The organism is Myxococcus sp. CA039A, from assembly GCF_013336645.1.
Lineage (GTDB): Bacteria > Myxococcota > Myxococcia > Myxococcales > Myxococcaceae > Myxococcus > Myxococcus llanfairpwllgwyngyllgogerychwyrndrobwllllantysiliogogogochensis.
The window spans coordinates 22222-36102 of the sequence record NZ_JABUMQ010000076.1; the positions used below are offsets into that span (position 1 = coordinate 22222).

5 protein-coding genes are annotated in these 13881 nt (G+C 69.3%); all 5 read right to left on the reverse strand.

Annotation, left to right across the window (positions count from 1 at the left end; translation table 11 throughout):
* Window positions 1–359: 359 nt before the first annotated feature.
* Window positions 360–4919, reverse strand: coding sequence for a myxosortase-dependent M36 family metallopeptidase (locus HR086_RS15060; protein ID WP_174465968.1), 4560 nt, complete (start codon window positions 4917–4919; stop codon window positions 360–362).
* A 49-nt stretch (window positions 4920–4968) separates the two neighbouring features.
* Window positions 4969–7572, reverse strand: coding sequence for an Ig-like domain-containing protein (locus HR086_RS15065; RefSeq protein WP_174465969.1), 2604 nt, complete (start codon window positions 7570–7572; stop codon window positions 4969–4971).
* A gap of 153 nt (window positions 7573–7725) precedes the next feature.
* The gene (locus HR086_RS15070) at window positions 7726–11208 is read right to left on the reverse strand and encodes a hypothetical protein (RefSeq protein WP_174465970.1); all 3483 of its coding nucleotides are present in this window, start codon (window positions 11206–11208) and stop codon (window positions 7726–7728) included.
* A gap of 103 nt (window positions 11209–11311) precedes the next feature.
* Entirely contained in the window at window positions 11312–11971 is a 660-nt protein-coding gene (locus HR086_RS15075) for a response regulator transcription factor (protein WP_141643310.1), read from the reverse strand.
* On the reverse strand, window positions 11949–13881 hold a 1933-nt coding region (locus HR086_RS15080), incomplete at its 5' end, for a sensor histidine kinase (protein ID WP_254626335.1). The genes HR086_RS15080 and HR086_RS15075, both read right to left, overlap by 23 nt.

Genomic DNA, 13881 nt, shown 5'->3' on the forward strand with positions numbered 1-13881 from the left:
TCGGTGGCGCGCTGAATGGAGAGGCCTCCCACCAGGAAACCATTCGCAGACAGCAAGCTGCTTCTGGCTTCGCTGTCGAGCGATGGCGCGCCCCCGTCGAGCCGCGAGTCGAGGGCTGAGCCGTCGAACATCTTCCGGCCAGACGTCACGAGGGCAAGACGTCAATGCATGCCCGCGCGTGCCACCTTCATCGCCTGGTGGAACCAGAGGGCTCCGAGGAAACCGCCAGGATGCGGCCCTCGCCTGCCTCGAAGGCCCGGAGCAGGTCGGTTTCATCCCGACTCGTCATCACGGGCGGTGAGTCCGTCCTCCAAGCGAGGCGGTGGCAACCGAGCCACCACCCCGCTTGAATCACCCCGTCAGGGGGCCTCGCGCCGCCGCCGCGCCAGCAGCGCGAGCAACAACAGCGTCAGTGGGAACATCGCCGGTGTGCCCGTGGCTGAGCACCCGGACTCCTTCGGTGGCACCACCTTCGGGCTCACGGACACCGTCACGGTGTCCTCCGCGGACAAGCCACTCTCGGCGGTGACCTTCACGACGAAGGTCAGCGTCGTGGGGGCGCTCACCTCCGGCGCGGTGAAGCTGGCACCCGCCGTCGCCCCGTCCTTCAGCGACACCGAAGGCCCCTCGCTCTGGCGCCATGCGTAGGTCAGGGTGCCCTGCTCCGGATCCTCGGCGGAGGCGGTGAGCGTGACGGAGCTCGTGGCCTCCGTGGACAGGTCCTCACCCGCGCTCACCGTGGGCGCGAGCGCGACATGGCGCACCGACACGCTCACCGTCGCGCCTTCACTCTCCAGCAAGCCATCACCCACCTTGAGCTGGAAGGTGAGCTCCACCGAGCCCCTCGCCACCGCCGGAGCCGTGAAGCTCGGCGTCGAGGTCTCCGCCCCCGTGAGTGTCACGGTTGGACCCGACACCTGCGTCCACCGATAGCCCACGAGCACGTCCCCTTCCGGGTCCTCGCCACTGCCCTGGAGCGTCACTGAACCGCCCTCGTCCACCGTCTGGGCGGCTCCAGCGAAGGCCACGGGCGCCTGGTTCACCTGACGCACGAGGACCTGGACCGTGTCCCGGTCTTGCAGCCCCTCGTTCAACACCGTCAGACGGAACGTCAGCGTCGTATCGGCAAGCACTTCCGGAGCCGTGAAGCTCGGGGTGGCCGTCTGCGCGTCGCTGAGCGTCACGACCGGGCCCGCCACCTGCTCCCAGCGATAGGTCAGGACACCAGCCAGCTCGCTGCTCCCGCTGCCCTGCAGACTCACCCGGGAGTGCTCGTCAACGGCGAGCCCCTCGCCCGCTTCGGCTCGCACCAGCCCCGAGGTGCACAGGCCCTGCTCGTCCGTGAGCACCGTGAACGGCGTCTGGGCAAGGCCCGTGAAGCCAACGGAATCGATGAACCAGCCGGCGGCGCCGACCGCCTCATCCGTGCCGATGCGGAAGCGGATGTGCACGGACTTCCCCGCGTAGCGGGTGCCGAGGTTCACATTCGTGGTGATCCACTGGCTCTGGGAGAACGCGAAGCTCGCACCCCGGAAGGCGCGTCGCCCCACCAGGGGATTCACGTTGCCTTCATACGGCGTGAGCACACCCGTATAGCCATTCAGGACGATGCTCTCGCCAATGTCCGTCCAGCTCTTCCCGCCATCCTCGGACAGCTCGATGACACCTCCGTCGAAGTACTCCCCACCGGAGGTCTCGAAGGAGTACCGGTGGCGGAGCGAGAACGAGAGCGCGCCCTGCCCCACCTGAAGCTCGGGCGTGACAAGCGCGAAGTCCGCGACCCGTCCCACCGCTTCGCCCAGGAAGGCCCGCTCGAGCGTGGAGCTCTCATTCACCCGGAAGGACACATCACCCAGCGCGGACGTCATCTCCCACGGCAGGTACCTCGCATCCACCGACTCGATCGCGGACGCGCCTGGCAGCTCGTCCTGCTCCACGCGGGCCACCAGCGTCGCCGTCTTGTCGCCCGCCACGACACCATTGGCATCGCGATAGGCGATGGCGAAGCGAATGATCGAACGCGGCGCCGCTCCAGTCAGCGACACCGGAATGTCCACCGTCGCGGTTTCGAAGAGGCCCACGACGGGGAAGGACTGCTGGCCTCCGTTGGCCAGCTTGACGCCGGGGCTGTCCGCAGTGACGGTGACGCTCGTCGCTCGCAGCGGCTCGCTTCCCGTGCCACGCAGGGTGATGCGCAGGACACCCGTCTCACCGTTGTCCAGGTACCCATCCGCGTCACACGTCCGCGCGGAGGCGTCTCCAGCGCCCTCATCGGTGAGCTCCGCCGAGACGAACATCACGTCCGGGCCCGTGCGATAGCTCTCCACCACGCCAGCATGGGACGCGGAGGCCCGGTCCGGAGCCACCGCGCCGATGCCCGCGCCGCGCCGGGCGAAGGCCGCCGAGAAGCGCTCGAAGTCCACCGGGTCTCCCGCATACGCGGCCGCGAGCAACGCATCGCGAGCCTCCAGGAAGGTGGGCGAAGCCGGAGTCAGCGTGTACGCCAGGACGAGATAGCTCTTCATCCTCCGCTGCGCCTCCGCGAACGTCAGCCGTGAGGTGTCGCGCAGCAGCGCGACGTAGCACTCCCACAGCATGCTGGCCCAGACCTCACCCGCGTTGTGGTACTCGGCATTGCTGGAGCCATCCGCGCCAAAGGCATACGCAACACCCGAGGGCAACGGGATGCCATTGCTCATGTGCTGGAGCGTCAATGGATTCTTCCGGAAGTCCACCGAGTACGGCACGCGACGGATGCCGAAGTAGGAGGAGTCCGGCCCCATGTTGCGTGTCGCGTACTCGCCCGTGGGGAACACGCCGGTCCAGTTCGGATTCGACGCGACCTGGGCATCTTCCTCCCGCACCATCATCAGCAGGGCATGGAAGTCCGCCCACCCCTCCCCCATGCTGCGCCCCTGGTTGTTTCCAAGACCCGCGCCGTCGTGGACGAGGCGGTTGCTGATGTAGTGCCCCCACTCGTGCGCGACGATGCCCATGTCGATGGTGCCGTCCAGGTCGCCCACGGACCGCTTGGCCAGGGTGACCCACACGCCGGTGGCCAGGTGCTTGCGCAGAAGCTCCGCATCCCCCGACTGGATCATCACCGCGCCGATGGTGGGCAGCGCCAGCCCTTCCGTGGCCCCCATGCCCGTGGGCAACGCCTGGCCCGGGCTGTTGGCGATGATGACGCCGGTGGCCCCAGCGGCCTGCGCGAGCAGCACCTTGAGGTGAAGGCCGCAGGTGCCCCGGTCCACGAGCGCGATCTGCCCCGCGATCTCCGCGGCGTTGGTCAGCGCCGAACAGCCATCCGTCGGCAAGGGGCCCGCAGCGTCCGCCGCGTCGAGCGCCTGGACCACCCGAGCGCTCGCCGCGAAGAAGCGAGGGCTGAACTGCGCGGTGACGAACGTGTACGGGCGCGCGACCTCCTCGGGAGCAGTCACCTCGAAGGTGAGCTGCGTTTGCGGGCCGGTGAAGACATACATCTGCATGCGCGGACTGGCACCATCGGCGGGCGTGGCCATGTTCGCGTTGTTGACGCCGCTGTAGTCCTGCGCCTCGGCCCTGATGCGGTCTCCGCCCAGGCCGCCCCGTCCGAGGTTGTCCTGCTGGCCGTTGCCGGCCGCCTCGTCGAAGCCCACGTCGTAGTAGTCGTCGTGCAACCAATTGTTCACGTAGAACAACTGGGTCACCGCGGCTTGGATCTGCTGCGGCGTCTCGTAGGGCAGCAGGTCGAAGCTGTAGGGATAGTCGAAGGTCGCCGGCCCGCTGATGTGGCCACGCACGTCCCCAGGACCGAACCCATCCGGCGCACTGGCGTCCACGTAGGCATCCACGTTGTTGCCGGTCGTCTCGGTGGCGTCCACCGGGAGCCAGGGGTCATTGCGACTGAAGGGCGCGCTGTCGAGCGTCACCAGGTTTCGCGCGACGAAGGGCGGCACGTAGCCGTTCGGAGTCCCCGTCGGGTGAGGAATGTGCTCGTTGCCGGAGGGGCCCGCGAACGGCGTGTACGGCGTCGTGGCATCCGCCCAGACCCGATAGCTGTGTGCCGCGTCCGCCGTGAGGTCATTGCGGAAGAGCACGCGGCCGTCGTCCGCGGCGATGACGTACGCGTAGTAGTCCGACGTCGATGACTCCGGGACTCCCGTGTTCAGCTCCACGTAGTGGGCGGGAATCAGCCCCTCGGGCAGCTCGAAGAGCACCGGCTTGATGCGCGCGGGAAGTCGCAGGCTCACCGGGAGCGGGCGCGCGTAGGAGGCCAGCTCATAGCGGGTGTAGCGCCCGGAGCCAGGCCCCGTGGTCCGCAGCAGGCTCGCGTCGAGCGACTGGCCCGTCAGGTCCGCGAACGCCACGGCCGCGGCCTGCGTGGCCCCCAGCGAGTCGCCCCGAGCGGAGCGCTTGGCGCCCTGCCCCGAATCCCGAGCCAGGTGACCCGAGGCGGCCACCAGCACATTGCGCGAGTCGAGCAGCAGCCTGACGCCGCCTCGGAACACCTCGACTCCGCCCACCTCCTGTCTCAGCGTCACCACCGAGGAGCCCAGCGGGCTGCGGCGGGTGCTGGCGACGAAGACGCCCTCTTGCGAGAGCGAGCGGTCCCCATAGAGGGGCGCCAGCGCGTCGAGCTGGGCGCGAGCCGCCGTGGCCGGAGTCATCCGGGCGTAGGCGCTGTCGGCTCGAAGCGCCAGGGGCCGCGCGGCACCCGCCACGGGCTTGGAGGCCCAGACGAAGGTGGGTACCCCGAGCCGGGAGTCGGTGTGCAGCACCCGGGCATCCGGGAACGTTCCTTCCGGTGGCACGCCACCCGCGTCCCGCGCGGGGGCCTGTTCCAGGAGTGCATCGTGGTTCGGCGGAGCACTGGCACCCGCCCGCGTGCCGGCGAGCGCCAGGACCACCCCAGCGAGGGTTCTGAGCAGGGTCTTCATGAGAGGGATCTCCAGAGCGGGCGAAGCGCGAGACGGGCCGAGGACGGGGCTAGCGAACCCAAGACACGCGCCTCACGAAGTACGCGGGTGGATTGCCCATGGAGACAGCGTCCGAGCCATCGAGGTTTGAGACCATGATGGTGGCAATCCCTGTCTCCGGGTCCACCTGCGCGTAGGCCACGCGCGTACCGTCCGGAGAGAGCGTGAAGAGGCTCTGGAGATACTGGCCGTGGTTGCCGAGCCCGATGGGACGCACGATCTCTCGCCCGGTACCATCGGGCTTCACACGCTCCAGCCAGGTGTCCGAGGTCACGTCCAGGTTCCGGTAGTGATAGAGCAGGTCACCATTGGGCAGCACCATCGGGAACTTCGAAAGGGCCGCCATCTCCTGCCCCCGGACCGCGAAGTCGAGCACCTTGCGCGCGCTCCCATCCGCGAGGGAGTAGGCCCAGAGCCGGGTGCCCTTGGCCAGATACTCGACGGTGTAGAGCGTGGCGCTGTCGCGCGAGAAGGTGCCGTAGACCACGGACGAGATGGGCGTGGGCGACGGCATGTCATTGACGTCCGCGATGAGGATGCGCCGCTCGTCGGTCCCGTCGGGGCGGATGATGTACTGGAACTCCGTGGAGGCACGGCCCGGGAATGGGTCGTACGAACAGGACCTCACGAAGGAGATCCACTGCCCATCCGGCGAGAACTCGACGGAGCGTTCTCCGCACAGCGCGGGGCTCACCTGCGAGAGGCGCCTCACATGGCTGCCATCCGCATCCGCGAGATAGACGACGCCCCGGAAGAAGATGCCTCCGAACATGTCGCGCCCATCCACCCACGCCATCGTCTTGCGGTCGGGCGAACGGGTCAGCTCGGAGTGCACGTCGCGAGGCGAGACGAAGGGAGCGGGAACCGGCGTGAGCTGACGAAGCCGTGTGCCGTCCGGGGACACGGCGTACGCCTGCGGGAAGCTCGACTCCTCGCTCGTGGCCTCCCCTGTCGGTGACGCGGCATACAGCAGCAACTCGGACGCGTCCGGCGCGCGCAGGGTGCCCACGGTGGCGCTCAGCGCCGTCTCTCCGCCGAGGCGCACGGGAGCGCCCGCCTCGCTGACATCGAGCAGTTCGAGCAGCAGCGTGTAGCGGCCCTTGATGGCGAAGCGCGTGCGGAAGGCCCAGGTCTGGCCCTCGCTCGTCTGGAGCTGCGTCGTGCCCACCTCGAACCCCTCCTCCGGGCCGAGATAGGTGACGCCACTCCCGTCCGTCTCGAAGCCACCCATCCAGGTCTCGGGCCGGTCCGACACTTCGCCCGCCGTCCCCGTGTCGTAGCGCAGGGCCTGCCCCACGACAGGAGACTGGATCTCCGGCTCGGACGAAGTCATGGGGGGATTCGTGCGGCTCAGCGTCACCCGCCAGCGCAGCTTCGTGGAGGGGGCCACCGCCTTGGCGAGCTGAGCCGTGAAGGAGACCACCCCATCCTCCAGCGTCTGGAAGGTGGGGACGACCGCGGAGACACTCAGGCGCGCGACGTTCACCTGGGCGCTGGCGCTCAGGCCGTTGAAGGTCGCCGTGAGAGACGAGGCACCCGGCCCCACCGGCGTGACCTGACCGCGCGTGGAGGCATCCATGGAGACGACGGCCACCGTGGGCTGGCTGCTCTTCCACGTGGCGCTGGTGGTGACGTCCTGGCTCGTGCCGTTATCGAGCGTGGCCGTCGCATGGAGCTGGCGCGGGTGTCCTTCCACCAGCGTGACCTCCGCTGGCGAGAGCGTGAGCGCGGTGGCCTCCGCGACCGTCAGCTGGGTGCTCCCGCTCACCTCACGAAACGTCGCCGTGATGCGCGCGGTGCCCATCCCCTGACCGCTCGCGACGCGCTGGCTCAGGGACACGACCGCCGTGTCACTGGAGATCCAAGTCGCCTCGGTGGAGACATCCGCCACCGTGCCGTCGGAGCGCGTGGCGGTGGCGACCAACGACACGGTGCTTCCACGGGCGAGCGAGGCCGCATCGGGCGTCACGGCGATGGCGGTGACGACGGCGTCGGTGACAGTCACCAAGGCGGAGACCTCCACCGTGCCGAGCACCGCCCGGACCGTGGCCTGCCCCGGAGCGAGGGCGCGCACCAGGCCGCTCTCGGAGACCGTGGCCACCGTCGCGTCCGAGGAGTTCCACTGGACGTCACTGGTGACGACGTGCGTGCCGCCATCCGTGAGGGTGGCCGTGGCCGTGAGCTGCTGGGAGAGCCCCACGGCGAGGGACGGCGCAGAGGGAGCAATCACCATGGAGACCGGCGTGGCGTCGGTCACCTGCACGGGCGCTTCCGCGGAGACCGCGTCCCACCGGGCCCGCACGGTCGTCTGGCCCTGGGCCAGCGCTCGCACCTGGGGCGCGCCACTCGCGTCCTGGGACACCGTCGCGATGGCGGCGTCATCCGAGGACCACGTCGTCTCCCGCGTGACATCGCGCGTGCTGCCATCGGAAAGGGTGGCCGTCGCCACCACCTCGCCCCCCAGGCCCGCGGCGAGCGTGAAGCTCGTGGGCGCGATCCGCAGGGATTTCACGGAGGAGGGAGACTTGTCGCTGCTACACGCCGCGATGGCGGCCACGGAGACAAGCCCGAGCAACGCGCGGTGAAGCCAACGACGACCGGAACGCTCTCTCATGAATCGACCTCTCTGCACGGCGCCGCGCATCCGACACGCGAGGACCGGGGATGGGGAATGGTGACTGTGAAGAAGGAGGGAACCGCGAACCATCGGGGGCGCCCCTAGGAGTCCCTCAGGAATCCCCTAGGGGCGCGTGGCGCCGCGCACGGCTCAGGGGCGCGGACTGGCGCTCACGCCACGGAAGGCGGTGTTGGCCGGGGCCGTCGCCAGCACGGTCACCGAGGGAGTCACCGTGCTCCCGTCGTCCAGGAAGGTGACCACCATGTTGCCCGCGCCACCCGAGCTGCTCAGGTAGGTGGTGACGTAGACCCTCACGCCCGAGGGAGTCTTCGTCGCGGAGACACCATGGGCTGCCATGCGGTTGGTCGTCGTCCCCGCGACGGCGAAGGTGGGCACGAAGGAGTCCTTCTTGCTCCAGGCCACTCCGTCGAAGGTCCACTTCTCCAGGCGCAACGTGTCCGGCGTTCCACCCTGCGAGGCAGGGAGGCTGATGTTGATGGAGACGTAGGCCGTGTCCACTCCCTCCACCTCGGGGTCCAGGTCGAGCAGCGCGAAGCCGGAGGTCGTGAGCGTGATGGCGAACGAGGGCAGTTGAACCGGGGTCTCCATCACGGTGGGGAGCGCGGAAGGGAACGCGTGCACGCCCTGACGGTAGCCCTGCGGGTTCGGGACCGGCGCGATGCCGAGCGTGAAGTAGACACGCCCGTCGAAGACATTCACGACACGGCAGTCATTCACCCCGTTGGAGAGGACGGTCGATGCCCTGGGGTTCGCGCCCGCCAGGACGTGGCGGATGCCACCACCCCGCCCCGCGAGCCAGTACGCGGAGCCATCCACCGTCGTGGCCGAGCGCACCGAGTCGAGGTCGTAGGCATCGTTCAGGCGAGCGCCGATGGTGAAGGCTCCCGCGACGTCCACCTGACCCACCACGCGGGACGTCTGCGCCGCGGACGTGCCGGAGACGTTCGCGGTTCCCACCTCCGCGTCATACCCCGCGAAGGTGAGCAGGCGGCCGTCTCCGGAGAGCGAGAGGAACCCCTGATAGTCGTCACTGCCGGAGACGGTCAGCCGGTTCGCGCCAGCAAGGCCCATGGCGGGAATCGCGAGGGTCCGCACCGGAGCGCCCCCCGTGGGGCGGTACTCCTCGAGGAAGGCCTCGGTGGCGGTCGCGTTGAGGGCCGCAGCGCCACCTCCCACGTGAAGCACCATCACGTTGGGAGCGCAGGAGACGGCCACGGTGAGGCCCGCATCGCCCATGGTGCCCGTGCCGCTCAGCACCTCGCACGTCTGCCCCTGCGGCTGACGGCTCACCTGCACCGAGTACGACTCCCCGGGGAGCAGCCCTTGCTCGAAGGCGTGCTCTCCATCGGTGATAACGGTGAGGGTGTCTGTTCCGGAGCGCAGGCCCAACGTGCCCGTCAACCCCGCCACGTGAACCCCCAGCGCGTAGACATCCTCACAGGAGACCGAGAGGTCGGAGACCGGACCTCCATTCACCGCGCCGTCCCCGGACCGGACGGAGCAGCGCTGCCCCACCGGCTGCGTCTTCACCGTCACTGCGTACGTGGCCTGGTCCACCACGGACCGGGTGAAGGTAAACGGACCGTTGGCGGAGAGCGCGAGCACGTCGTCGCCGTTGTTCTGGAGTTCGAGCGTGGCGCCCGCCGCCAGCCCCGCCACGACGCCTCCGACAGGGTATGACGTCCCTCCGCAGAGCACCGTCACGTCGGTCACATCCCCCGCGCCCATGGTGCCAAAGCCCTTCGCCACGCTGCACACCAGCGGGGACGCGATCTCCGCCGAGACGGAGTAGGCGCTACCAAACGCCACCGGCGTCGGGAAGGCGAAGGCACCATTCACGGCCACGGTGAGCGCCGTCCCTCCGTTGTTCCGCAGCACCACGGACTGCGAGCCGTCGAGCCCGGCCACCGTGCCCCTTACGACGAAGGAGTCCGGGCTGCATGTGACAGCCACCTGCGTGACATTCGAGCCTCCCACCGTGCCCGTACCCTGCTGCACCGAGCAGGACTGCCCCGCAGGCTGCGTCTTCACCGCGACGGCGTAGGCCCCCAGGTCCGCCACCGGACGGGTGAACGTGAAGGCACCGTTGGAGTCGACGGTGAGGACCTCGCTCTCGTTGAGCCACAGCTCGAACGTCATTCCCTCGACGAATCCTGTCACCGTGCCCCCGACCGCGAAGGACCAGGTGCGGCACGCGACAGCCACATTCGTGACGGCCGCCGAGCCCTGCGTGCCCGTGCCATTCGGCACGACGCAGCTCAGCGGATAGGTGGCCTCCGCGGTGACGGCATAGGTGCCGCGATAGAGCACCCCGGTCGGGAAGGAAAAAGCGCCGTTGGTCGTGACGGTGACAGCATCCGTCCCGTTGTTCTTCACCACCACCGACTGACCGCTGGAGAGGCCCGTCACCGCCCCACCCAGGTGGTACTGCTTCGGCTCACAGGTGACGACCACCGAGCTGACATTGGCTCCGCTCAGCGTGCCCGTTCCCCCCACCATCTCGCAGGTATGTCCAATGGGCGAGGAAACGAGGCTCACCGCATAGCTCGCGAGGTCGTCCACGGGCTGCGCGAAGGTGAAGGGGCCGTTGGTGTTGACCAGGAGCGTCTCGGCGCCGTTCTGCAGCTTGAGCACGCCTCCCTTGATGATGCCCGACACCGTTCCGCCCACCAGGTATCGCGTGGTGGTGCAGGTGACGGCGACGTTGGTCACCGCCTGCGCCGCCATGGTGCCCTCGCCCCGCGACACGCTGCACGTGACGGGATAGGTCGCCTCGACGGTGACCGCGTACGTCGCCCCGAAGGCCACCGGGCGAGCGAAGGTGAAGAGGCCGTTGGAGGACACGGTGACGGCGTCTTCGCCGTTGTTCCTCAGCACAACCGAGTTCCCTGGGGTCAGGCCGAACAGCGAGCCGCCCAGGGCGAAGGTCCGCGCCGTGCAATTGACCGCCACATCGGTGACCGCCGAGCCGCTCAGCGTGCCCGCGCCGTGCTCCACGATGCAGTCGTGGCCCTCGGGCTGCGTCTTCACCGTCACCGCGTAGTCCGTGAGGTCCGCGACCTCCTCCGCGAAACGGAAGGCTCCGCTCTCCGTGACGGTGAGCACCGGGCCTCCGTTGTTCTGGAGTTCGAGCGTGGAGCCTGCGACCAGACCGGACACGCTGCCTCCCACCGCGTGGAGGTTCGCCGCGCAGCTCACGAGGACCTGGGTGATGTCCGCATCCCCCACGGTGCCGCTCGCCTCGCCCGTGGTGCACGTGGCGCCCACCGGCTGCTCCTGGATGACGACCGAGTAGGCGCTCCCTTCCGCCACCTTCTGGCCGAACACGAAGGCCCCATTGGCGCTCACCCGCAGCGAATCCTCGCCGTTGCGCAGCACCACCTGCGCGCCCTCACGCAGGCCCGTGACGGTGCCACCCACCGCGTGGCTGACAGGTGTCTCGCCTCCGGCATCTGTCCCGCCTCCGGCATCTGTCCCGCCTCCGGCATCTATCCCGCCTCCGGCATCTGGCTCGCCTGGCGACTTCGGGTCCGAACCGCAAGCGGTGAGCACGACACTCAGGAGTCCCACCAGCACTGCGCTGGAGAGACGGGGACGGGGATGGAGACTCATGCGGTGGGGACGCTCCGTGAGGGACGAGGACACGGCGCGACGCTAGATAACCCTTGGATGAGCCCACCATCGGGGAGCCCCCTAGCCGTCCCTCAGGAATCCCCTACGGCCCCACGGGCTCCCCCGGGACGAGCCCGTGGCGCACCGCGAGGCGGACGAGCGAGGGGACGTCGTGGATGTCCAGTCGGTCCATCAACTGCGTCCGGTGCGCCTCCACTGTCTTCACACTCACGTCCAGCCGCTCGGCGATGGCACGCGTGCCGTTCCCCTCCGCGATGAGCTGGAGGATCTCCCGCTGGCGCGAGGTGAGGAGGTCCAGCGGATTCGCCGCGGGCGTCTCCTCGGTGATGCGCAGGAAGCCCGCCACCACCGTCTGGGAGATGGCGGGGCTCAGGTAGGTGCGCCCCTGCGACACGGAGTCCAGCGCCACCTTGAGTTCCTCCACCGCCGAGTCCTTGACGAGGTAGCCCGCCACGCCCGCGCGCAGCGCCTGCGCCACGTACTCCGCCGAGGTGTGCATGGAGAGCACGAGCACCCGCGTGGAGGGGCTCAGCTTCGGCACCCGCCGCGCGACCTCGATGCCATTGAGCCCGGGCAGCGACAGGTCCAGCAGCAGCACGTCCGGCTGGAGCTTGTTCGTCAACACCAGCGCCTCCTGCCCGTCGCCGCATTCCGCGAGCACCGTCACCCCACCGAAGGTTTCGAGCAGCGCGCGCAGCCCCGCCCTCACCAACTGGTGGTCATCCGTCAGCAACACGCGCATGCGTTCCTCCGATGGAGTCGTCCTCCAGTCGCACTTCCGCCACCACCCGCGTCCCCTCCCCCGGGCGCGAGGTCACCTCGAAACGTCCTCCGAGGTCTCGAACCCGCTCCTGCATGCCGAACACCCCGAAGCTTCCGGGTGCACGGCCCGTCAGGACCTGGTCGACCTCGAAGCCCTTCCCGTCGTCCCGCACCTCGAGCCGGATGAGCTGCCCCACCGACTCCAGCCTGACGTCGATGCGCCGGGCCTTCGCGTGGCGCAAGGCATTGGTGACCGCCTCCTGGATGACCCGGAAGACGACGATGTCTCGCCCCGCGCCCAGCGAGGGAGGCGCCGCCGCCGAGGTGAACACCAGCTCCACCCCACTGCGCTGGGTCACCCCGCGCAGGTACCACTCCAGCGCGGAGACCAGCCCCAGCTCGTCGAGCTGGGGAGGACGCAGGTCCACCGACAGCGCGCGCACCTGACCGATGAGCCGGTCGATGAGCGCGACGGCGTCCGGCAGGCGCACCGCCGCGGAGCCGGTGATGGGGACCGTGGCGCTCACCAGGCCCAGGTTGAGCTTCACCGCGGTGAGCGCCTGACCGAACTCGTCATGCAGCTCCCGGGCAAGGTGCTTGCGCTCCTCTTCCTTCGCCGCCTCCAGTCGCATGGTCAGGCGACGAAGCCGGTCGCGCCCCGTCTGCGCCTCCTCGAGGGCCTGCTCGCGCTCGACCTGCAAGGTGCGAAGCGCCTGGTTGCGCCGGCCCAGCAGGCGGGTGCGCCACGCGAGCCCCGCCACCAAGAGGATGAGGACCACCGCGAGCGTGCCGAAGCGCACGTCGGTGCGCTGCCAGAGGGGCGGGGCGACGCGCAGGACGAAGGGGCGCATCCGGACCCACTCACGCCCCGGACTGCGCGCGCGCAGTTGCAGGGAGTGCTCCCCCGGCGGGAGCGAGTGAAAGGAAATCTGGTTCCGAGTGCCCAGCGGAAGCCAGGGCTCGTCGGACGTGAAGCGGTACGCGTACTCCGTGCCGCTGCGTCCGTAGTCGAGCAACGAGAACTCGAGCGAGAACGGCTGATGCCACGGCACGTCCAGGCGGGACAGCTCCCACACGGGCTTGTCTGGCAGGGCGTCGCGCTCCAGCCCTTCGATGGAGGTGAGCACCAGGGGCGGCGGCGGCTCTCGCGGCGGACGCACCGTGGGGTCCAGGTCCACGAGTCCCTTGGAGCTTCCCCAGTAGAGCCGTCCTCCCAGCAGGGCCACCGCCTCTGGGTTGAACACCCCCGTGGGCAGTCCATCCGACGCGGCGTAGTTCTCGAACGCCTGGGTGTGCACCTCGAGGCGGGAGAGGCCCGCGCGGGTGCTCACCCAGAGCGCGCCATCCGGGGCACGCGCCAGCGCCATCACGTTGTCGTCGATGAGCCCCTCGGCGCTGGTCCACAACGCCACGTCCACGGGCACGCCCGCCTCGTCGAGGGAGACGCGCTGCAACCCACCGCCCACCGTTCCCACCCAGACCGCCCCTGTCGGGTCTTCCATCAACGTGCTCACGTAGAAGTGGCTCAGGCGCGGCACCGAGCTCGCGCCCAGCCGGGTGCAGTCGAGCGTGTCCTCTCCCGCCGTGCAGACATTGAGCCCGCCCGAGCGCGTGCCCACCCAGAAGCGCCCACGCCGGTCCTCCATCAACGCCGTCACATAGTCGTCGGACAGCGAGCGCGGTGCATCCGCGCCGTGCCGGAAGGCCTGGAAGTCGTCGGTCTCCGGGCGATAGCGCTGCAGCCCGTCGCCGCCACTGCCCAGCCATACCCGTCCGCGCGAGTCCTCCAGCAGCGCGGTGACGTAGCGATGATTGTCACCCGCGCCGGTGTCCAGGCGACTGCGGTACATCTTCAACCGGCCTGTCCCGGGCTCGAAGCGGTACGAGCCC

Bases quoted from the DNA above. Each gene is read 5' to 3' on its own strand.
- HR086_RS15060 (WP_174465968.1), bottom strand. From the start codon at position 4,919: ATGAAGACCCTGCTCAGAACCCTCGCTGGGGTGGTCCTGGCGCTCGCC.
- HR086_RS15075 (WP_141643310.1), bottom strand. From the start codon at position 11,971: ATGCGCGTGTTGCTGACGGATGACCACCAGTTGGTGAGGGCGGGGCTG.
- HR086_RS15070 (WP_174465970.1), bottom strand. From the start codon at position 11,208: ATGAGTCTCCATCCCCGTCCCCGTCTCTCCAGCGCAGTGCTGGTGGGA.
- HR086_RS15065 (WP_174465969.1), bottom strand. From the start codon at position 7,572: ATGAGAGAGCGTTCCGGTCGTCGTTGGCTTCACCGCGCGTTGCTCGGG.